The 19,396-nt window shown below is 66.5% G+C and carries 22 protein-coding genes and 1 tRNA gene; 14 read left to right on the plus strand and 9 right to left on the minus strand.

The annotated features are described in order from the left end of the window. The first annotated feature begins 22 nt into the window (after positions 1-22). The 3 genes from OF829_RS08390 (at position 23) to OF829_RS08400 (ending at position 3,783) form a co-directional block, all read left to right on the plus strand. Complete coding sequence (locus tag OF829_RS08390) at positions 23-562, plus strand: O-acetyl-ADP-ribose deacetylase (protein ID WP_264939530.1); 540 nt, start codon at positions 23-25, stop codon at positions 560-562. Positions 563-930: 368 nt separating this feature from the next. Next, the gene (locus tag OF829_RS08395; RefSeq protein WP_264939531.1) at positions 931-2,970 is read left to right on the plus strand and encodes a M13 family metallopeptidase; all 2,040 of its coding nucleotides are present in this window, start codon (positions 931-933) and stop codon (positions 2,968-2,970) included. A 126-nt stretch (positions 2,971-3,096) separates the two neighbouring features. Next, positions 3,097-3,783 carry a glutathione S-transferase family protein gene (locus OF829_RS08400; RefSeq protein WP_264939532.1) on the plus strand — a complete coding sequence of 229 codons (687 nt, stop codon included), beginning with the start codon at positions 3,097-3,099 and terminating at the stop codon, positions 3,781-3,783. A 45-nt stretch (positions 3,784-3,828) separates the two neighbouring features. On the opposite strand, the gene OF829_RS08405 is transcribed toward OF829_RS08400, so the two are convergent. After that, on the minus strand, positions 3,829-5,628 hold the full coding sequence (locus tag OF829_RS08405) for a peptide MFS transporter (protein ID WP_264939533.1): 1,800 nt from the start codon (positions 5,626-5,628) through the stop codon (positions 3,829-3,831). A 127-nt stretch (positions 5,629-5,755) separates the two neighbouring features. Between OF829_RS08405 and OF829_RS08410 the strand changes: the two genes are divergently transcribed. The 5 genes from OF829_RS08410 to OF829_RS08430 are packed head-to-tail and all read left to right on the plus strand — an operon-like array spanning position 5,756 to position 8,147. After that, positions 5,756-6,352 carry a nitroreductase family protein gene (locus OF829_RS08410; protein ID WP_264939534.1) on the plus strand — a complete coding sequence of 199 codons (597 nt, stop codon included), beginning with the start codon at positions 5,756-5,758 and terminating at the stop codon, positions 6,350-6,352. An 18-nt stretch (positions 6,353-6,370) separates the two neighbouring features. Continuing rightward, positions 6,371-6,727, plus strand: coding sequence for a GntR family transcriptional regulator (locus tag OF829_RS08415; protein ID WP_264939535.1), 357 nt, complete (start codon positions 6,371-6,373; stop codon positions 6,725-6,727). Further along, entirely contained in the window at positions 6,714-7,598 is an 885-nt protein-coding gene (lepB, locus tag OF829_RS08420) for a signal peptidase I (RefSeq protein WP_319951540.1), read from the plus strand. The genes OF829_RS08415 and lepB overlap by 14 nt, the downstream gene beginning before the upstream one ends. A 7-nt stretch (positions 7,599-7,605) precedes the next feature. Next, positions 7,606-7,851 carry a hypothetical protein gene (locus OF829_RS08425; protein ID WP_264939536.1) on the plus strand — a complete coding sequence of 82 codons (246 nt, stop codon included), beginning with the start codon at positions 7,606-7,608 and terminating at the stop codon, positions 7,849-7,851. Further along, the gene (locus OF829_RS08430; protein ID WP_264939537.1) at positions 7,848-8,147 is read left to right on the plus strand and encodes a putative quinol monooxygenase; all 300 of its coding nucleotides are present in this window, start codon (positions 7,848-7,850) and stop codon (positions 8,145-8,147) included. Before OF829_RS08425 ends, OF829_RS08430 begins: the two co-directional genes overlap by 4 nt. Here OF829_RS08430 and OF829_RS08435 read toward each other — a convergent pair. After that, positions 8,144-9,853, minus strand: a complete 1,710-nt coding sequence (locus OF829_RS08435; protein WP_264939538.1) for an acyl-CoA dehydrogenase — start codon at positions 9,851-9,853, stop codon at positions 8,144-8,146. The two genes, OF829_RS08430 and OF829_RS08435, sit on opposite strands and share 4 nt — an antisense overlap. 45 nt (positions 9,854-9,898) lie before the next feature. On the opposite strand from OF829_RS08435, the gene OF829_RS08440 reads away from it, so the two are divergent. From OF829_RS08440 to OF829_RS08450, 3 genes are all read left to right on the plus strand, one after another. Then, on the plus strand, positions 9,899-10,858 hold the full coding sequence (locus tag OF829_RS08440) for an L-threonylcarbamoyladenylate synthase (protein WP_264939539.1): 960 nt from the start codon (positions 9,899-9,901) through the stop codon (positions 10,856-10,858). Between the two features lie 95 nt (positions 10,859-10,953). Then, on the plus strand, positions 10,954-11,691 hold the full coding sequence (aqpZ, locus tag OF829_RS08445) for an aquaporin Z (protein ID WP_264939540.1): 738 nt from the start codon (positions 10,954-10,956) through the stop codon (positions 11,689-11,691). Positions 11,692-11,755: 64 nt separating this feature from the next. Continuing rightward, positions 11,756-13,309, plus strand: coding sequence for a GH39 family glycosyl hydrolase (locus OF829_RS08450; RefSeq protein WP_264939541.1), 1,554 nt, complete (start codon positions 11,756-11,758; stop codon positions 13,307-13,309). A 35-nt stretch (positions 13,310-13,344) separates the two neighbouring features. On the opposite strand, the gene msrA is transcribed toward OF829_RS08450, so the two are convergent. Next, positions 13,345-13,887: a peptide-methionine (S)-S-oxide reductase MsrA gene (msrA, locus tag OF829_RS08455; RefSeq protein ID WP_264939542.1), complete on the minus strand. Its 543-nt coding sequence runs from the start codon at positions 13,885-13,887 to the stop codon at positions 13,345-13,347. 65 nt (positions 13,888-13,952) lie between these two features. On the opposite strand from msrA, the gene galE reads away from it, so the two are divergent. Next, on the plus strand, positions 13,953-14,954 hold the full coding sequence (gene galE / locus OF829_RS08460) for a UDP-glucose 4-epimerase GalE (RefSeq protein WP_264939543.1): 1,002 nt from the start codon (positions 13,953-13,955) through the stop codon (positions 14,952-14,954). Between the two features lie 35 nt (positions 14,955-14,989). Here galE and OF829_RS08465 read toward each other — a convergent pair. Together OF829_RS08465 and folK are read right to left on the minus strand one after the other, a co-directional pair. After that, positions 14,990-15,065 (minus strand) — tRNA-Lys (locus OF829_RS08465). A 39-nt stretch (positions 15,066-15,104) separates the two neighbouring features. Continuing rightward, positions 15,105-15,566, minus strand: coding sequence for a 2-amino-4-hydroxy-6-hydroxymethyldihydropteridine diphosphokinase (gene folK, locus OF829_RS08470; RefSeq protein WP_264939544.1), 462 nt, complete (start codon positions 15,564-15,566; stop codon positions 15,105-15,107). A 23-nt stretch (positions 15,567-15,589) separates the two neighbouring features. Here folK and OF829_RS08475 point away from each other — a divergent pair, with 23 nt between their 5' ends. Next, on the plus strand, positions 15,590-16,216 hold the full coding sequence (locus tag OF829_RS08475) for a uracil-DNA glycosylase (protein ID WP_264939545.1): 627 nt from the start codon (positions 15,590-15,592) through the stop codon (positions 16,214-16,216). Here the strand turns inward: OF829_RS08475 and OF829_RS08480 are convergent. From OF829_RS08480 to aguB, 3 genes are all read right to left on the minus strand, one after another. Beyond that, a complete protein-coding gene (locus tag OF829_RS08480; protein WP_264939546.1) occupies positions 16,185-16,583 on the minus strand; it encodes a GFA family protein in 399 nt (132 codons plus the stop codon). The two genes, OF829_RS08475 and OF829_RS08480, sit on opposite strands and share 32 nt — an antisense overlap. A 4-nt stretch (positions 16,584-16,587) precedes the next feature. Further along, complete coding sequence (locus OF829_RS08485) at positions 16,588-17,061, minus strand: hypothetical protein (RefSeq protein ID WP_264939547.1); 474 nt, start codon at positions 17,059-17,061, stop codon at positions 16,588-16,590. A 316-nt stretch (positions 17,062-17,377) separates the two neighbouring features. After that, positions 17,378-18,226: an N-carbamoylputrescine amidase gene (gene aguB, locus OF829_RS08490; protein WP_264939548.1), complete on the minus strand. Its 849-nt coding sequence runs from the start codon at positions 18,224-18,226 to the stop codon at positions 17,378-17,380. A 56-nt stretch (positions 18,227-18,282) separates the two neighbouring features. Between aguB and OF829_RS08495 the strand changes: the two genes are divergently transcribed. Further along, a complete protein-coding gene (locus OF829_RS08495) occupies positions 18,283-18,831 on the plus strand; it encodes a hypothetical protein (RefSeq protein WP_264939549.1) in 549 nt (182 codons plus the stop codon). Between the two features lie 30 nt (positions 18,832-18,861). Here the strand turns inward: OF829_RS08495 and OF829_RS08500 are convergent, their stop codons facing one another. Further along, positions 18,862-19,386, minus strand: a complete 525-nt coding sequence (locus OF829_RS08500) for a hypothetical protein (protein WP_264939550.1) — start codon at positions 19,384-19,386, stop codon at positions 18,862-18,864. Between the last annotated feature and the right edge of the window lie 10 nt (positions 19,387-19,396).

Consider the following 19,396-nt stretch of genomic DNA (forward strand, 5'->3'; position numbering starts at 1 on the left):
GGCCGGGCCGGATGGTCCGGCCATGGCCGGAGCCGAACGATCCGATCCCCGCATCCGCGCGATGCAGGCCGATATCACCACCCTGGCGGTCGATGCGATCGTCAACGCCGCCAACTCGTCGCTGCTCGGCGGCGGGGGCGTGGACGGGGCGATCCATCGTGCGGCGGGGCCGGGGCTACTCGAAGAATGCCGCAAGCTCCGCAGCCTGGGCGGCTGCAAGACCGGCGATGCCAAGCTCACCGGCGGCTACAACCTCCCCGCCGCCCATGTGATCCACACCGTCGGGCCGGTCTGGCAGGGCGGCGGCAAGGGCGAAGCCGAGTTGCTCGCCAGCTGCTATCGCCGCTGTTTCGAAATCGCCGATGCACAGGGCTTCACCACGCTCGCCTTTCCGGCGATCAGCACCGGCGTCTATGGCTATCCCTGGGAGCCGGCGGCGGAAATCGCGGTGGCCGAGACGCGCGCGGCGCTCGAACGCCATGCCGGGATCGCATGCGTCACCTTCACCCTGTTCGGCGAGGACATGCTCATAATCTACCGGCGGCTGCTCGGGGAAATCTAGGCCCCCACAAAGCGCTGTCCTACACGCCTCCAATCTGCAAGCGTTCGGCCATGCGCCAGCCGACCGCCACTTCCGAACGCCTGCCGAAGCATCCGGGCACGCCTGTGCCTGCCGGACCAGGCCGCCGCGGAAAGGCCGGTCAGGCGCGCACGCGTAGTGACCGCGACTCTTGTGACTCTTCGGGCTTGCCCGGGCCGTCACGGAAGGCAGATCGCGCGCGTGCGCGTAGAGACCGTGACTCTTGTGACTCTTCGCGCCCAGCCGCTCCAAACCGTCACACCCCCGTAATAATGCGATTCGCAGCTTGCCGACTCGGGGGCTCGGCGATATATCTCGCTAATACAGCTTTATTCGGGGGTGTTTTCACCATGAAAATCAACAAGTTCGCCCGCCTCGCCGTGGGTGTGGCCCTTCTCGCCGTCGCCGCGCCGGCGCTGACCCAGTCGGCGACCCATGCGCCGCGTTACGGGACGTTCGGCGTCGATCTCACCACGATCGACAAGAATGTGAAACCCGGCGACGACTTCTGGACCTATGTCAATGGCGGCTGGGATGCGCGTACCCAGATCGCGGCCGACCGCGCCAGCGCCGGTTACGGCGTCAAGCTGACCGAGGAAGCCGAGGCCAATGTCCGCGCGATCCTCGACGACATGGCGAAGAACCCCGGCCAGTTCGGCGCCAAGGGCAAGCAGATCGGCGACTTCTACTATAGCTGGATGGACGAGGCCGGGATCGAGGCGCGCGGTACCGCGCCGCTCAAGCCCTATCTCGACAAAATCTATGGCGCGAACGACAAGCAGGCGATCCAGGTCCTGTTCGCGAGCACCGGCTACACCGCGCCGGTGGGCGTGGGCATCATCCCCGATCTCGCCGATCCGACGCATTACACCGCGGTCGCGGGCCAGGGCGGCCTCGGCATGCCGCAGGATTATTACCTGCTCGAAGGCGCGAAGTATGACGGCTTCCGCACCGCCTATCGCGCCTATATCGAGCAGATGCTGACGCTCGGCGGCGTCGCCGATGCGGGCGCCAAGGCGCAGGCGATCTACGATCTCGAAGTCTCGCTCGCCAAGGTCCAGTGGACCCCGGTCCAGAGCCGCGACATCGCCAAGCTCAACGATCCGCAGACGCTCGCCGGGCTCGAGGCCAAGGCGCCCGACTGGGATTGGGAGCTGATGCTCAAGACCGCGGGCATCGCCTCGTCGCCGACGGTGCTGATGACCACCAACACCGCGCTGACCGCCGAGGGCAAGATCTTCACCGCGACCCCGGTGGGTGTGTGGCAGGACTATCTCGCCTTCCACTTCATCAGCGACAATGCGCTGTTCCTGCCCAAGCGCTTCGACGAGGCGCGCTTCAACTTCTATTCGAAGACGCTGTCCGGCGTGCAGACCCAGCGCCAGCGCTGGAAGCGCGGCATCCAGATCGTCAACGGCGCGCTCGGCGAGTCGGTCGGCGAAATCTATGTCGCGCGGCATTTCCCGCCCGCGGCCAAGGCGAAGATGACCGAGCTGATCGAGAATCTGCGCGGCGCCTATCAGGAGCGTATCTCGAAGGCGCCGTGGATGGACGAGCCGACCCGCAAGGCCGCGCTCGCCAAGCTCGCGGCGTTCGAACCGCGCATCGGCTATCCCGACAAATATATCGACTATTCGTCGATGATGGTCGATCGCAACGACGTGCTCGGCAATTCGATGCGCGCCGCCGAGTTCGATCACCAACTCGACCTGCAGCGCTTTCCCAAGCCGGTCGACCGCAGCCTGTGGAGCATGACCCCGCAGACGGTGAACGCCTATTACAACCCGCTGGGCAACCAGATCACCTTCCCGGCCGCGATCCTGCAGCCGCCCTATTTCGATCCGAACGCCGATGCGGCGGTCAATTACGGGGCGATCGGCGCGATCATCGGCCATGAAATGGGCCATGGCTTCGACGATCAGGGCAGCCAGTTCGGCCCGACCGGCAAGTTCGAGAATTGGTGGACCCCGGCGGCCAAGGAGGCCTTCAAGGCGCGCACCGCGGCGCTCGGCGCCCAGTATGACGCGTACGAGCCGATCCCCGGCACGCACATCAAGGGCGCGCTGACGATGGGCGAGAATATCGGCGATTTGGGCGGCGTCGAGGCGGCCTATGGCGCGTTCCAGCGCTATCAGGCGGTCCATGGCAAGGCCAAGGTGATCGGTGGCCTGACCGGCGACCAGCGCTTCTTCCTGGCCTATGCGCAGGCATGGCAGGCCAAGGTGCGCGAGGATGCGCAGCGCGCGGCGTTGCTCACCGATCCGCACTCGCCGGCCAAGTTCCGCGTCAACGGCATCGTCCGCAACGTCGATGCCTGGTATGTCGCGTTCAACGTCAAGCCCGGCGACAAGCTGTACCTGCCGCCCGCGCAGCGCGTGCATATCTGGTAAGCTCGCTTGCCGGTGGTTTTGGGAGGGGCGTCGCACGCGGGTGCGGCGCCCTTCTGCTTTCCAGACTATTGACTCATAGGTTAGCCACAACTAACGGTTAGATGGCACTAACCCTTGGAGGCCGTCATGTTCGTGATCCATGGAATTCCCGGAAGCCCCTATGTCCGCTCGCCGCTGCTGGCGCTCGAAGAGAAGGGCGTGCCTTACACGCTCGCGGCGTTCGCGTTCGGCGGACAGCGTTCGCCCGAGCACACTGCGCGGCACCCGTTCCAGAAGATGCCAGCGCTCGAGCATGACGGCTTCGCGCTGTACGAGGCGCAGGCGATCCTGCGCTATATCGACCGGGTGGCGGGCGGACCTTCGCTGACGCCCTCGGACATCCGCCAGACGGCGCGGATGGATCAGCTGCTCAACATTGCCGACCATTATCTGGCGCCCCGGATCACCGGCCCGATGGCGTTCCAGCGGCTGGTCGCGCCGCGCTTCGGGATGCCGGTCGATGAAGCCAGGATCGAAGCGGCGATCCCGGACGGGGCGGTCGCGGTGGGCGAGGTCGCGCGGCTGCTGGACGATCAGCCCTTCATGGCGGGCGACGCGATCAGCCTCGCCGATTGCCACCTGATTTCGCAGCTGAGCTTCCTGCCGCACTTCGACGAGGGCCGCGCGCTGCTGGCCCCGCACGCCAATCTCTCGGCCTGGATCGCGCGGATGGAAGCACGGCCGAGCATGGCCGCGACGAGCTGGGAAAGGCTGATGGAGAAGCAGGGCCAGGCGCTGCCGCCCTTGCCCGAGGTGATGCTGGTCCAGGTCTGAACCGGGAGGGAGAGGGGGAGGGGCACGAACCCCTCCCCGATCCCATCACTTCACGCCGTGCATCCAGTATTTGAGCGGGAAGGACAGCAGGAACAGCACCAGCCCGGCCCCGATCGCGATCAGGCCGATGTTCCAGAACACCGCGACATAGGTCTGGAGCGCGACCGCCGGGTTGGTCACCTGGCCGCCCACCGTTTCGACGCTGGCGAACTGCGCGACCACGCCCGCCACATATTGCGCGCAGCTGATCGACAGGAACCACACGCCCATCATCATGCCGACGATCCGCGCGATCGAGAGCTTGGTGATCATCGAGAGACCGACCGGCGAGATGCACAGCTCGGCGACCGAATGGATCAGGTAGAGCCCCGCGAGCCACCAGATCCCGACCTTGAAGCCCGCGTCGGCGAATTGCGAACCCCAGACCAGGAACAGGAAGCCGAGGCCCACGCCCGCCAGCGCGATCGAGAATTTGACCGGAATGGTCGGCTCGATCCCGTTCTTGGCCATACTGGTCCACAGGATGCTCATCACCGGCGCCAGCGCGACGATGAAGAAGGCGTTGAAGAACTGGGTCTGCCCCGCGGTGATCGTGAACCAGCCGAACACCGAGAGGTCGGTGTTGCGGTCCGCGAACAAGGTCAGCGACGAGCCGGCCTGTTCGAACAGCGTCCAGAAGAAGACGTTGAACACGATCAGCACCATCGCCGCGAGCATCATCTGCAGCTCGGTCTTGGTGCCCACCATCGCCGACCAGATCAGGATCGCCGGGATGCCGATCAGGAAGGTGCCGAACAGCAATTTGCCCATCAGCGGCAGCGCGACGAGATAGGGGATAAAGCCGGCACCCTCGACCGGGGCAGGGGCATTCATCAGATTGTTGAAGAGGAACAGGATCACCGGCACGGCGACGAGCGCGCCGATATAGATGATCATCGACCGGTCGGGCTGGCCCGCCGGGGGCTCGCCATAGCCGTCGAGCCGGCCGCCATCGAACTGGATCAACGCCCAGGAGAAGAGCATGCCCGCCGCGGCCAGCCCGAAGCCAGCCCACCAGCCGACCGCTTCCTGAAGGAAGGGGCAGAGCAGCTGCGAGAAGAGCGAGCCGAGATTGATGCCCATATAGAAGATGGTGAAGCCCGCGTCGCGCCGCCGGTCGCCCTGAGCGTAGAGCGAACCGACCATGGTCGAGATGTTGGGCTTGAAGAAGCCGTTGCCCATGGTGACCATCGACAGGCCGACCAGCAGGATCATCGTGAACAGCGGGTTGCGCTCGCCGTCGAACTCGAGGACGCCCTTGGCCACCGTCTTGGCTATGCTGCCGTCGGCGGCGACGAGCTGGACGGTGCCGTCCTCCTGGCCCTTGATCGCGAGCCTGCTGGCGCCATCGACCAGATATTGCTGCTTGGTCGGGCTCGCCTTGTCGACGACCACCTCATAGCGCGTGCCCTCCATCGTCGCGAAGGGCTTGGCCTCCTGGCCCAGCCCCGCGCCGATCGACAGGGTCAGATAGCCGAGCGACATGATGATCGCGCCGAACTTCACCGATCGCTTCGACCCGAGATAGCGGTCCGCGAGCAAGCCGCCGACCAGCGGGGTGAGGTACACCAAAGCGGTGAAGCCGCCGTACAGGCCGTTGGTGGTGCGATCGCTGAACAGGAAATAATTGGCGAGATAGAGCGTCAGCAGCGCCCGCATTCCGTAATAGCCGAAGCGTTCCCACATCTCGGTGGTGAACAGACGCGCGAGCTGGCGCGGATGGCCGAACCAGGTCTTTTCGGACGCGGGGTTGATGTGGGTGATGTCCGGTTCTGCCGGGGAGTCGGCGGTTGGGGTGTCGACCATGCGGATTTGGTCCCTTTTATCTTTGTTTCCGGGCAGGCCCGGCGGATGGCGGGGGAGACTAAACGGAATGAGCCCGCTGTAAAGCATGGCGGTTGGCGTGCGCGCGGCGGCACCCTAGATGCCTCCCATGTTCAACGACCGCACCACCCCGCTGACGCTGCTGCGCACCCGCCGCTCGGGCAAGCCGCGCGACCTGATCGCGCCCGGGCCCGGCGAGGCCGAGCTGATGGCGATGATCGAGATCGCCGGGCGCACCCCCGATCACGGCAAGCTCTTCCCGTGGCGCTTCGTCGTGGTGCGCCCTGAGGACCGCGCCGCGCTGTCGGTCGCGCTCCAGCGGATCCAGGCGGCGGAGACGGAGGATTGCGGCCCCCGCGACCTCGAGGCGACCGAGCAGTTCGTGATGCAGGCACCCGCTTTGGTGGTCGTCCTGTCGAAGCCGGTGGTGCCGCACAAGATTCCCGTGTGGGAACAGGAACTCTCCGCTGGCGCGGCGTGCATGAACCTGCTCCACGCTGTCCACGCCTCGGGCTATGCCGGGGGCTGGCTCACCGGCTGGGCCGCCTATTCGGATGCGGTGCGCGATCTGTTCGGGGGCGAGGGCGAGAAGATCGCCGGATTCGTCTTCATCGGCACGCCGGGGCGCGCGCTCGAGGAACGGCCCCGGCCCACACTGTCCGAAATCGCACATTTCTGGTCGCCGGGGGCTGGACGCGAGGGCTGATTACTGTATTATAGCAGCATGACAGCGCTCGAGCACGACGACAGCCCCGTATATCTCAAGCTTCGCGCCAGCATCGCCGCGGCGATCCTGCGCGGACAGTATCGTGCGGGCGATCAGCTCCCCTCGGTGCGCGCGCTCGCGGCCGAGCATGGCGCCAACCCGCTGACCGTCGCCAAGGCCTATCAGAGCTTCCAGGACGACGGCTATGTCGAGGTCCGCCGCGGCGTCGGCATGTTCGTGCTCCCGGGCGCGGTCGAGCGGCTGCGCGTCGCCGAGCGCGAGCGTTTCCTGACCGGATACTGGCCGCGCGTGCGCGAGCATATCGCGCTGCTCGGGCTCGACGCACAGGATCTGCTGGACCGTGAACTCGCCTGACATCGACGGCGCGGGCGAGGCTGACGCTACGCCCGAATCCCCGCGCGAGAGCTGGACGCGCACGCTGATCGGTTTCGGCATGCTGATGCTCGGCGTCTTCGCCTTCCAGACCGCCGCGGCCAAGCGTTTCTATATCCCCTCCGATTCGATGATGCCGACCCTGCTCAAGGGCGATCAGCTGGTCGTGAGCAAATATCCCTATGGCTGGTCCTATGCCTCGCTGCCGGTGCACGGCGCCGATGTGGTCGAGGGCCGCTGGTTCGCGCGCCTGCCCGAGCGCGGCGACATCGTCACGGTGGCGCGGCGCGAGGACGGCAACGACCTGATCAAGCGCGTGATCGGCCTGCCCGGCGACACGATCGAGGTCAGCCACGGCGTGGTGATCCTCAACGGCACGCCCGTGAAGCGCGTGCCCCATGGCACCACCGAGATCCCGGTCGACGAGAACACGCCCTGCGACGGCGCGGTGCAGGCGGCCTTCCGCCAGACGGGCGCCGACGGGAAGCTCTATTGCCGCATGCCGCTCTATCGCGAGACGCTGCCGAACGGCGTCAGCTATGACACGATCGATCTGGGCGACGGCGATCTGCCCGGCGGCTATGTGAGCCCCGGCGACAATTTCGGGCCGGTCACCGTGCCCGCGGGTCACCTGTTCCTGATGGGCGACAATCGCGATCAATCCGCCGACAGCCGCTTCGGGCTCGACCGCAAGGGACTGGGCGGGCCGGTCCCTTTCGAGACGATCAGCGGCCGCGCCGAGGTCATCACCCATTCGCTCGACGGATCGGGAAGCTGGATCAATCCGATCAGCTGGTTCACCGCGCTGCGCGGCAATCGCGCGGGCACGAGCCTGCGTCCCGCGAAGAACTGAACGGGTAATGGGGGCCTGGCTGGCGGCGCTGATCGCGCTGGCGATCGTCGCATCGATCCCGTGGCTGGTCCGCTGGGGCAAGCGCAACGCGCGCGGCAGCCTGGGCGGCGCGGCGATGATGCTCGGCCTGGCGTTCGGTCATCTGTTCGACCCCGCGCGCGCCACCGCGACCGAAGCGTTGCTCAAGAAGCGCGAGAGCGGCGTCGAGGAGGATCAGGCCGGCGAGCGGCACCGGCCGGACATGCAGCCATGATCCTCATCGTCGGCACCTTCCGGGTCGATCCGGCCCGGCTCGATGCGGCACGCCCCGCCATGGCCGAGATGATCGAGCAATCGCGCGCCGAGACGGGCTGCATCGCGTATAGCTATGCCGAGGACCTGTTCGATCCCGGCCTGATCCATGTCACCGAACGCTGGCGCGACCGCGAGACGCTCGCCGGGCATTTCTGCGCGCCGCACCTGCTCGAATGGCGCGCCAAATGGCCGGCGCTGGGCCTGGGCGAGCGCGATCTCAAAATCTACCACATCGCACGGATCGAGGATTTCTAGGTCGCGAACGCCCCCGCATCGACCGCATAGAGCGCCGCAGCCTTCGCCATCGCGGCGGCCTTGAGCCCCATCGCCTCGGGGACGATCTGCTCGACATAGAAGCGCGCAGCGGCGTGCTTCATGTCGAGGAAGGGCGATTCGCCCCCGGTCCGCTCGGCGATGCGGCCCTGCAGCTCCATCAGCCAGCCGCACACCGCGACCGACAGCATCGTCAGGAAGGGATAGGAGGCCGCCAGCCGGTCGTCGGTATCGGCGGTGAGCAGGTAGCGCGTCACCTCGTCGCACGCCTCGATCAGCCGGGTCAGCTCGCGGTCCTCGGCATCGCCGCGCATCTCGTCGAGCAGCCCGAGCAAGGTCCCGCCATTGTCCATCGAGAGCTTGCGCCCGACCAGATCGGCGGCCTGGATGCCGTTGGTGCCCTCGTAGATCGGCGTGATGCGCGCGTCGCGGAAATGCTGGGCGGCGCCGGTCTCTTCGATATAGCCCATGCCCCCGTGAACCTGGATGCCGAGCGAGGCGACCTCGTTGCCCAGATCGGTGCCATGCGCCTTGGCGAGCGGCGTGAGCAGCTCGACCCGCGCCTTGGCCGCGGCGTCGCCGGCATGCGCGCGGTCGAGCTGGCCGAAGGCGTAATAGACGAGCGCGCGCGCCGCCTGGGTCTGCGCCTTCATGCGGAGCAGCATGCGGCGGACGTCCGGGTGCTCGATGATCGGCACGCTCTCGCGGCTGGGCGCCCCCGCGCGCGCCGACTGGATGCGCTCGCGGGCATAAGCGACCGCGCGCTGGGTGGCGCGCTCGGCCACCTGCACCCCCTGCAGCCCCACGTTCAGCCGCGCATTGTTCATCATCGTGAACATCGCGACGATTCCGCCCATCTCGTTCCCGATCAGCTCGCCGACGCAATCGTCATGGTCGCCGAAGGAAAGCACGCAGGTGGGCGAGGCATGCAGCCCCATCTTGTGTTCGATCGAGACCACGCGGACATCGTTGAACTCGCCGGGCGTGCCGTCTTCGTTGAGGCGATACTTCGGCACGAGGAACAGCGAGATGCCCTTGGTCCCGGCGGGCGCGCCTGGCGTCCGCGCGAGGACGAGGTGGACGATATTATCGGCCATGTCGTGATCGCCGAACGAAATGAAGATCTTGGTGCCTTTGATCAGGAAGGTCCCGTCGCCGCGCGGGGTGGCGGTGGTGCGCAGCGCGCCCACGTCCGATCCCGCCTGCGGCTCGGTCAGGTTCATCGTGCCGGTCCATTCGCCGGTCGCGAGCTTGGGCAGATACAGGTCCTGCTGTTTCTCGGTACCGTGATGGACGAGCGATTCGATCGCGCCGACGGTCAGGATCGGAGCGAGCGCGAAGCCCATGTTGGCGCTGCCCAGCGTCTCGAGCACCGCGATCGACAGGCTGACCGGCAGGCCCTGCCCGCCATAGGCGACGGGCGATCCGATCGTCCCCCAGCCGCCCTCGACATAGGCCCGGTACGCCGCGCCGAAGCCGGCGGGCATCTTCACGCCATCCTCGGTCCATCGGGGCCCATCGGTATCGCCCAGCCGTTCGAGCGGCGCCCATTCGCCCGCGGCAAAGGCGCCCGCACCCTCGAGCACCGCCTCGACCAGGTCGGGCGTCGCCTCCTCGGAGAGCTCGCCCAGCCGGACGATATGATCGAGAACGAAGCGTTGTTCGGCGGTGGCGGGCGTGAAGCTCATCTTGGTCTCTTGTCGCTATGTGCCGGGCGCTATAGCGCGCAGGGCGTGAGCCCGACAAATCCCCAGATCTTACCTTACGGCGAGGCCGCGATTGCGGATGCGGCGCGCGTGATCGCGGACGGCGGCTGTGTCGCGGTGCCGACCGAGACGGTCTACGGCCTCGCCGCCGACGCGACCGAGTCGCGCGCGGTGGCGGGGATCTACGCGGCCAAGGGACGGCCGAGCTTCAATCCGCTGATCGTGCACGTGCTGGACCTGGCGGCGGCCGAGCGGATCGCGGTGTTCGATGCGGATGCGCGGGCGCTTGCCGGGAGGTTCTGGCCGGGGCCGTTGACCCTGGTGCTGCCCTTGCGCGCCGATGCCGGGATCGCCGCGCTGGTCACAGCCGGCCTCTCGACCATCGCGATCCGCGTCCCCGCGCACCGCGCGATGCGCGCCTTGCTGGCGGCGACGGGCAAGCCGCTCGCCGCGCCCTCCGCCAATGCCAGCGGGGGAATCAGCGCGACGCGGGCGGAACATGTGGTGGCGAGCCTCGGCGACCGCATACCGCTGGTGATCGACGATGGCGCGACGCCCGGCGGGATCGAGTCGACGATCGTGCGGGGGCGGGAGGTGCTGCGTCCCGGGCCGCTGACCGAAGAGGAGCTGTTCCCCGACGAAGGGCGGGGCCCAGTTACGACGTTCTCCGATACCGGACCCCGGCCTTCGCCAGGGATCGTCGAGGCGCCAGGGCAGCTTGCGAGCCACTATGCGCCGTCCAAACCCGTCCGGCTCAATGCGACAATGGCGGGCGAGGAAGAATGGCTGATCGGTTTCGGCGCAGTGGCGGGCGACGAAAGCCTCTCCCTCACCGGCGATCTTACCGAAGCCGCAGCCAACCTCTTCGACGCCCTCCACCGCGCCGATGCAGCGCCCGCCACGGCCATTGCCGTCGCCCCGATCCCCAACACCGGCATCGGCATCGCCATCAACGACCGTCTTGCCCGCGCCGCCCATCCGCGTTGATCTGTCGCCAATCTTTACACGCGCCAGGCGAAGCCTAAGCTCCGCGCCATCCCGGGGGGTCGCGTCATGGGATCAACGGATACGGAGGGGCAATCATGACCAATGCGCAGCGTGGGCTTGCCGAGCTGATCGGCACTTTCTGGCTGGTGTTCGGCGGCTGCGGCAGCGCGGTGCTGGCCGCGGGGATCGCCGATGTGGGGATCGGCTTCGCGGGCGTCAGCCTCGCCTTCGGCCTCACCGTGCTCACCATGGCCTATACGATCGGGCATATTTCGGGGTGCCACCTCAATCCTGCGGTGACCGTCGGGCTCTGGGCCGGCGGACGCTTTCCCGCGAAGGACATCCCGCTCTACGTGGCGGCGCAGGTGATCGGGGCGATCATCGCCGCGGCCCTGCTCTACACTATCGCCAGCGGGGCAGCCGGTTACGATGGCGGGCTCGCGACCAACGGCTTTGGCGAGCTTTCGCCCGGCGGCTATGGGTTCGGCGCGGCGATGACGACCGAGGTGGTGCTCACCTTCATGTTCCTGCTCGTGATTCTCGGGTCGACCGATGCCCGCGCGCCCGCGGGTTTCGCGCCGATCGCGATCGGGCTGTGCCTGACCCTGATCCACCTGATCTCGATCCCCGTCACCAACACCTCGGTGAACCCCGCGCGCAGCACCGGCCCGGCGCTGATCGAGGCGTTGAACGGCAACATGGATGCCTTCTGGCAGCTCGGCTGGTTCTGGGTCGCGCCGGTCGTCGGCGCGCTGATCGCGGGCTATGTCTACAAGGCACTCGGTGCCGATACGGGATCGCGTCCCCCGGTCGAGGGCGAAAAGCTGCCCTGACAGCGCTTGCCAAGCGCGCATCCCCGCCTCAGAATTCGATCGTAACGATTTGGGGAGGGGATGCGTGGGAGCAAAGACTTGGCTTGGCGCACTGGCGCTGTTGACCACCGCGCTCGGCGGAGCGGCGGAGGCCAGGGACCGGTCGATCCGCATCGACCTCGCCGGCCCTTCCAAGCCGCGCGACCGGATGGCGGACCTGTCGATCGGGTCGGACTATCCCGGCACGCTCTACCGGCAGGACAGCCTGGCGCAGCTCGCGACCGTCCAGAAGGAGCTGCGCTTCCGCTACATCCGCTTCCACGCGATCTTCCACGACGTGCTCGGCACCTATACCGAGGTCGATGGCAAGCCGGTCTATGACTGGACCAAGATCGATCTCCTCTATGACGAGCTGCTCAAGCTCGGGCTCAAGCCGTTCGTCGAGCTGGGCTTCACGCCGTGGGCGATGAAGACGTCGGACAATCAGATCTTCTACTGGAAGGGCAATACCTCGCATCCCCAGCCCGAAAAATGGGACGCGCTGGTCGATGCCTTCATCCGCCACGAGATCGAGAAGCGCGGGCTGGACGAGGTCCGCAGCTGGTATTTCGAGGTGTGGAACGAGCCCAATCTCGCGGGCTTCTGGGAAAAGGCGGACAAGGCCGCCTATTTCGATCTCTACGCCCGCACCGCGCGCATCCTCAAGGCGGCCGATCCGCAGCTCCGCGTCGGGGGCCCTGCGACCGCGGGCGCGGCCTGGGTGCCCGATTTCCTCGCCTTCGCGCATGCGAACCAGCTGCCGGTCGATTTCGTCGCGACGCACACTTACGGCGTCAAGGGCGGCTTCCTCGACGCGAACGGCAAGGAGGACAACAAGCTCGATTCCTCGCCCGATTCGATCGTCGGCGACGTCGCGCGCGTCCGCAAGGAGATCGACGCGTCACCCTATCCGGGGATTCCGCTCTATTTCACCGAATGGAGCACGAGCTATTCCCCGCGCGATTCGATCCACGACTCCTATCTGAGCGCGGCCTTCATCCTCGACAAATTGCACCGGACCGAGGGGCTGGCCCAGGGCATGAGCTACTGGACCTTCAGCGACCTGTTCGAGGAGCCCGGCCCGCAGAACGCGCCGTTCGAGGGCGGCTTCGGACTGATGAACCCCCAAAGCGTCCGCAAGCCGGCCTGGTTCGCGTACAAATATCTGAACAGCCTGGGCGACAAGGAATATGCCACCGGCGACGCGCAGAGCATCGCCGCGATCAAGGACGGCAAGGTCCAGCTGCTCGCCTGGCACTATGCCAGCCCGGACCAGAAGGTGAGCAACCGCAGCTATTACACCAAGGTGCTGCCCGCGGCGGACCAGGGCCAGCTGACGATCAGCGTCGCGGGGCTGGAGCCGGGCGAGTACAAGGTGATGATCCGCCGCACCGGTTTCCGCAGCAACGACGCCTATACCGGCTTCATCGAGATGGGTTCGCCCCAGCTGATCCGGACCGACCAGGTCGATTTGCTCAACCAGATGACCGCCGACCGGCCGATCACCAATCCGCTCACCGTAAAGCGCAATGGGCGCGGCGAAGTGACCGTCCAGATGCGCAGCTATGACGTGGTGCTGGTGGAGCTGGTGAAGGTTTGATCCTCTAATCCTCCCCTCCGGGGGAGGATCTAAAACTAAGCCACCGCGCCCTTGGCCTTGTTCGCGAAGCTCTTGCGCAGCTTCTTGATCTTGGGCGGGATCACCGCGAGGCAATAGGGATTCCTTTGGCCCTCGCCGTCCCAATATTGCTGGTGATAATCCTCCGCGGGCCACCACGTCGCCATGGGCTCGATTGTGGTGACGATGGGGCTCGGCCAATCGGGCTGGGCGCGGGCGATCGCGGCCTTGGCCTCGGCTTCCTGTTCGGGTGAATGCGGGAAGATCGCCGAGCGATACTGAGTGCCTACATCGTTGCCCTGCCGATTCAACTGGGTCGGATCGTGCGTCGCGAGGAAAACGTCGAGCATCTCGCCATAGCTGATCTGGTCGGCATCGAACCGGATGCGGATCGCCTCGGCATGCCCGGTATCGCCGCCGCACACCTGCTTGTAGGTCGGGTTGTCGGTATGGCCGCCGATATAGCCGCTCTCGACCTTCTCCACCCCGATCACATCGTTGAACACCGCCTCGGTGCACCAGAAACACCCGCCAGCCAGCGTCGCGGTTTCGATCGCCATTCTTCACTCCTTGCTTATGCCGCCAAGATAGGATTGAGCGCGCGAACCACAATGCGGGGAATGCAATGAGCGACGGTGCGGTTCTGGTCACGGGCGGCGCGGGCTATATCGGGAGCCATGCGGTGCTGGCCTTGCTCGACGCGGGGCACCGCGTGGTGGTGGTCGACAATCTCTCGACGGGCTTCCCCTTCCTCGTCGATCCGCGCGCGACCCTGGTGCAGGGCGAGATCGAGGACGAGGCCCTGGTCCGCGGGGCGATGCGCGACCATGGCGTGATCGCGGTGATGCATTTCGCTGGCTCGATCATCGTGCCTGAGTCGGTCACCGATCCGCTCAAATATTACCGCAACAACACCGTCGCCAGCCGATCGCTGATCGGGAGCGCGGTGGCGTCGGGCGTCAGGCACTTCATCTTCTCCTCGACCGCCGCGACCTATGGCATGCCCGAAATCGTCCCGGTTTCGGAGGACAGCCCCAAGCTGCCGATCAACCCCTACGGCACCTCGAAGCTGATGACCGAGCTGATGCTGCGCGACGTCGCGGCGGCGCACGACTTCAACTATTGCGCGCTGCGCTATTTCAACGTCGCCGGCGCCGATCCGCAGGGCCGCACCGGCCAGTCGACCGCGGGCGCCACCCACCTGATCAAGATCGCGGTCGAGGCGGCGATCGGCAAGCGCGACCATGTGACCGTCTTCGGCACCGACTACGACACCGCCGACGGCACCGGGGTGCGCGACTATATCCATGTCAGCGACCTCGCCGCGGCGCATGTCGACGCGCTCGGCCTGCTGATCGCGCGCCCGGGCGAGAGCCACACGCTCAACTGCGGCTATGGCCGCGGCTATTCGGTCAACGAAGTGCTCGACGCGGTCGACCGGGTGACCAATCTCAAGATCGAACGCCGCTACGCCGAGCGCCGGCTGGGTGATGCGGGCGAGCTGGTCGCGGACAACCGCCGCATCCTCGAAACTTTGCCCTGGCGCCCCAAGCGCGACGATCTCGACGGGATCGTCAAGGATGCGCTCGCCTGGGAACGCAAGCTGGCCGAGATTCGCGGCGAATAGAGACGCCGCGAACCCGCAGGGGTCGCAAGCGAAAATGGTGGGCTCGCCGGGATTCGAACCCGGGACCTACAGATTAAAAGTCCGTTGCTCTACCGACTGAGCTACGAGCCCTCACCAAGGCGGCTGCCCTAGGCGGGGGGCGCTTGCGGGTCAACGCCCCCGCAGCCTCGCGCACAATTGGCGTACGGTTCGGCCGCTGAGCGGATCGCGCCAATCGGGCACGACGCGGACCAGCGGATCAAGCACGAAGCCGCGCCCGCGGAACTGCGGATGCGGAATGGTGAGACCGGGCCCGCTCCACGCCCCTTCGGACCAGAGGAGGATATCGAGATCGAGTACGCGGGCCCCCCAGCGCCGGCCGGGGCGACGGCCAAAGGCGCGCTCGATCCCCTTCAGCCGCGCGAGCAGGGCGGGCGGGTCCTCATCGGTCTCGATGATCGCGACCGCATTGGCATAGCGGCGGATCGAGGGGCCGAGCGGGGGCGTGTCGAGGATCGGCGAGGCGGCGACGGGGGCGAGCTCGGCCAGCGCCGCCATCAGCTCGCGCCGCGGCGGGCCGTGGCGGCCGGGACGGTTCGATCCGAGCGCGATGGCGTAGCTTGTTATTCCCACAGGCAAGCGCCTATCGCCACGCCATGTCCCCGCCAAGTCTCGAACCGCCACGCGACTGCCCGCTCTGCCCGCGGCTGGTCGCGGTGCGCGAGGCGCTCCGGGCCGAACAGCCCGATTGGTGGAACGCGCCGGTCCCCGCGCTCGGCGATCCCGAGGCCTGGCTCGTCGTGATCGGCCTCGCCCCCGGAAGGACCGGCGCCAACCGCACGGGCCGTGCCTTCACCGGCGACGCCTCGGGCGACCTGCTGTTCGCGACGCTCGCCAGGCTCGGTCTGGCGGAAGATGGCGAGCCCAGGGGCGTGCTGATCCTCAACGCTGTGAAATGCCTGCCGCCGGGCAACAAGCCGGTCCCCGCCGAGATCCATAATTGCCGCCCCTTCCTAGCGAACCAGATCGCCGCGCTGCCGAACGCCCGCGTCTTCGTCGCGCTCGGCGAGATCGCGCATCAGTCCGCGGTCAAGGTGCTCGGCGGCAAGCTTCCCAAATGCCGCTTCGCCCATCTCGCCGAACACCGCCCGCCCTCCGGCGCGGTGCTGATCGACAGCTATCACTGCTCGCGGCTCAACCAGAATACCGGGCGGCTCACGCACGAGATGTTCGAGGCGGTGTTCGAACGCGCTATTGCTTTGGGGAAGCCGGAAGCCCGCTGATATCGAGCGCCCAGGGCAGGGCTGAAGCGCACCAGATCTGGCGCTGCGGCGGCAGCTCGGCGCGCTGATCGACGCTGCCGAGACGCAGGCTCACAATCTCCGGATCGGGCGGCGTGAAGGCGTAGAGCGACGAGCCGCAGTCGGGGCAGAAGGCCTGGCCGCGTTTCGTGCCGCTTTCGGCGGTCTTCACATAGACACGGGGCTCGCCGGTCAGCCGGAAATCCGCCGCCCGCGCACGCACGATGGGGCGCCAGGCCGATCCGCTGAACTTCTGGCAATCGCTGCAGTGGCAGATGGCCGAGGTTGCCGGATCGACTTCGGCCTCGTAGCGGATCGCGCCGCACTGGCAGCCGCCCTGGACACGCATCGGCCTAGCGCCGCCGCGCGCGCAGGTCGATGAAATCGGTCATCCGGTTCATCGAGCGGACCTGGCGAGCGAACAGATCGTGCGCCAGCCGCAGGATCGCGGGGTCGCTGATCCGCTGCCCCATCATCGCCATGATGCGCGGCGGCACCGGATCGGCGATGTCGGTGCGGCGGAACTGGTCATATTCCTGTTGAGTCAGCGTGGCGAAAGCATCGTCGATAATCTGTGTGTCGAGCCCCTTGCTCCGCGCGGCCGCGCGCTCGTCCAGGAACAGTGCGAAATCGTCGCCAATCTCGATCGCGAGCTTGGCTTCCTCGGCGTTCCAGCCATGGCGGGTGGTGCAGGTCTCGATCGCCGCCTTGCGGGCGAGGTGATTGGAATTGGTCTCGCGGACGACGCAGGTCGCCTCGGCATAGCCGGCGGTATAATCCTGTTGCGGCAGCGTTGCGGCCACCAGCGCAAGACCGAGAATCAGCATGCCGTCCCCCCGCCCGATGAATTGGCCCTAGTTTATGAGCGCGCCCGCCGCCGGTCCATTCAATTCGGCGCCGTCCCAGCATGTGAAAGTTGACACGAACTTGACACTGGCCGCGGCCTTTCGCTCGCGGATATTGCGAAACGGAAAGTAACACTAGCGTTACACTGGTCCGCATGTTTTTCGGCGCGCAGTCGCCGGGCGGATGCCCTTTGTTGGCTTCGTGAAGATCGACGGATTCAAAGAGCGGCCGGAGCGACCGGCACGCCGAGTCAAGCAGGCGAAATCCTACATTGCAAGCGCCGGTAAGGCACTGATTTCAAACGTCTTCTACCAATCGACCGTAAAGCTCGGGCCGGCGGTCGCGGAAGAAGCCGAAGCCGGCGCGGTGGCGGCGGGCGCGGCCGAGATCGAGGGTCGCGGTGATCACCCCGGTCTCGTCGCGGCCGAGCTCGGCGACGACATCGCCCCATTCGTCGGCGATGAAGCTGGTGCCGTAGAAACGCTGGTCGCCTTCTCTGCCGATCCGGTTGGCCGCCACGACGGGGACGATATTCGAAACCGCATGGCCGATCATCGCGCGGCGCCACAGCCGTGCCGTGTCGAGGCCCTCGTCATAGGGCTCGGAGCCGATCGCGGTGGGATAGAAGAGGATCTCCGCCCCCATCAGCATCATCGCGCGCGCGGTTTCGGGATACCATTGGTCCCAGCAGATGCCGACGCCCAGCGGCGCGCCGGGCCCATCCCAGACCCTGAAGCCGGTATTGCCGGGCCGGAAATAATATTTCTCTTCATAGCCGGGCCCGTCCGGGATGTGGCTCTTGCGATAGACGCCCGCGACCTTCCCATCCGGTCCGATCATCGCGAGGCTGTTGTAATGGTGCGGCCCGTCGCGCTCGAAGAAGCTGGTCGGGATGGCGATCCCCAGCTCGGCGGCGAGCGCCTGCATCGCCAGCACCGCCTTGTGCTCGCCCACCGGCCTGGCCCTGGCGAACAGGGCCTCATCCTCGACGCGGCAGAAATATTCGCCCTCGAACAGCTCGGGCGGCAGCGCCACCTGCGCGCCCTTGCCCGCCGCCTCCCGGACGAGTTCGGACACGTTCGCGATATTCGCGTCGATATCGTCGGTGAAGGCAAGCTGGAGCGCGGCGACTGTGATCTGGGTCATGCGCGCGCATGTAATGCGGATTGCGTTATCGCGCACCCCTTGGCTTAGTCGCGTGCATGAGCAGTTTCGAATTCGCCTTTTCGCTGTTCGGGCTGCTGCTCGGGCTTTCGGTCGCCGAGATCATGGGCGGGTTCGCGCGGGTGATGCGCGGGCGGACGGCGATCCGGCTCGGCTGGCTGACCCCGCTGCTCGGCATGCTGCTGCTCGTCGATCTGGTGACCTTCTGGTCGAACGCCTGGGACATGCGCGACGCGATCCCGCCCAGCTTCGGGGCGTTGCTCTACGGGACGGTCATCGCGGCGGTCTATTATCTCTCGGCGTCGCTCGTCTTCCCGGTCGCCATCTCCGAATGGCCCGATCTCGACACCTATTTCCTGCGGCACAAGGCGCAGGTGATGATCGGCGTGATCGCCGCCAATCTGCTGGTGATCGTCGCGCGGGTGATCCTGTTCGGCAATATCTTCACCAGCTGGCAGGCGGTGGTCGCGCCGCTCGTGTTCGTGAGCCTGGGGCTGGTGCTGATCCTCACCCGGAACAAGCGCGTCAGCGGCGCGGTGCTCTGCGTCCTGCTGCTGCTCTACGGGGCCTTCCGCTTCCTGTTCTAGGCGGAGGTGGAAAGCAGCTGTGGGGCCGCTTCAGCGTTGCGGCCACTCAAAGCCTTCATGGAAAAGCGAAAGCGGTTCTGTCGCCGGCAGGTGGTACATCTCGGTCACAATGCTGGCCGTGAATCTTACTAGGTCCGCTCGCTCGACGCGGAGATAGGATACGCCGTTCATGGAACGGCTGACGGGCTCGGAGCCACGCGCCCGCGCAAATGCCTTGAATTTCTCCTGGTCCTCAATGTTTCGCGGCCCCAAGAGAACCCAGTCAAATCCCACCTTGCCGTTCTCGACAGTCAGATTGAGGTTCAACGCATCGTCATTGGACGGCCGGTCCGGCGTGCCGAAGGTCAGTGCGGCAAATCGAGTTTTTGATGATCCGCGGGATAGTGCTTCAACGATGGCGGGCAAGTCGTCGAGCCGGACTTCGACAGGCGTCATCACTCGCGGAATTCCGACCTTGTCTCGATCCCAGGCAATTGCGGCGCCGGGCCGACTTGATAAGACAAACACAGCAACAAAGATCGCAACGGCAAGACCCAGGACAATCAGGCCGGTCAAGCGCGCCACC

The sequence above is a fragment of the Sphingomonas caeni genome, assembly GCF_026013415.1.
Taxonomy (GTDB): Bacteria; Pseudomonadota; Alphaproteobacteria; order Sphingomonadales; family Sphingomonadaceae; genus Sphingomonas; species Sphingomonas caeni.

Bases quoted from the DNA above. Each gene is read 5' to 3' on its own strand.
- OF829_RS08390 (WP_264939530.1), top strand. From the start codon at position 23: ATGGCCGGAGCCGAACGATCCGATCCCCGCATCCGCGCGATGCAGGCC.
- OF829_RS08395 (WP_264939531.1), top strand. From the start codon at position 931: ATGAAAATCAACAAGTTCGCCCGCCTCGCCGTGGGTGTGGCCCTTCTC.
- OF829_RS08400 (WP_264939532.1), top strand. From the start codon at position 3,097: ATGTTCGTGATCCATGGAATTCCCGGAAGCCCCTATGTCCGCTCGCCG.
- OF829_RS08405 (WP_264939533.1), bottom strand. From the start codon at position 5,628: ATGGTCGACACCCCAACCGCCGACTCCCCGGCAGAACCGGACATCACC.
- OF829_RS08410 (WP_264939534.1), top strand. From the start codon at position 5,756: ATGTTCAACGACCGCACCACCCCGCTGACGCTGCTGCGCACCCGCCGC.
- OF829_RS08415 (WP_264939535.1), top strand. From the start codon at position 6,371: ATGACAGCGCTCGAGCACGACGACAGCCCCGTATATCTCAAGCTTCGC.
- OF829_RS08425 (WP_264939536.1), top strand. From the start codon at position 7,606: ATGGGGGCCTGGCTGGCGGCGCTGATCGCGCTGGCGATCGTCGCATCG.
- OF829_RS08430 (WP_264939537.1), top strand. From the start codon at position 7,848: ATGATCCTCATCGTCGGCACCTTCCGGGTCGATCCGGCCCGGCTCGAT.
- OF829_RS08435 (WP_264939538.1), bottom strand. From the start codon at position 9,853: ATGAGCTTCACGCCCGCCACCGCCGAACAACGCTTCGTTCTCGATCAT.
- aqpZ (WP_264939540.1), top strand. From the start codon at position 10,954: ATGACCAATGCGCAGCGTGGGCTTGCCGAGCTGATCGGCACTTTCTGG.
- msrA (WP_264939542.1), bottom strand. From the start codon at position 13,887: ATGGCGATCGAAACCGCGACGCTGGCTGGCGGGTGTTTCTGGTGCACC.
- galE (WP_264939543.1), top strand. From the start codon at position 13,953: ATGAGCGACGGTGCGGTTCTGGTCACGGGCGGCGCGGGCTATATCGGG.
- OF829_RS08475 (WP_264939545.1), top strand. From the start codon at position 15,590: ATGTCCCCGCCAAGTCTCGAACCGCCACGCGACTGCCCGCTCTGCCCG.
- OF829_RS08480 (WP_264939546.1), bottom strand. From the start codon at position 16,583: ATGCGTGTCCAGGGCGGCTGCCAGTGCGGCGCGATCCGCTACGAGGCC.
- OF829_RS08485 (WP_264939547.1), bottom strand. From the start codon at position 17,061: ATGCTGATTCTCGGTCTTGCGCTGGTGGCCGCAACGCTGCCGCAACAG.
- aguB (WP_264939548.1), bottom strand. From the start codon at position 18,226: ATGACCCAGATCACAGTCGCCGCGCTCCAGCTTGCCTTCACCGACGAT.
- OF829_RS08495 (WP_264939549.1), top strand. From the start codon at position 18,283: ATGAGCAGTTTCGAATTCGCCTTTTCGCTGTTCGGGCTGCTGCTCGGG.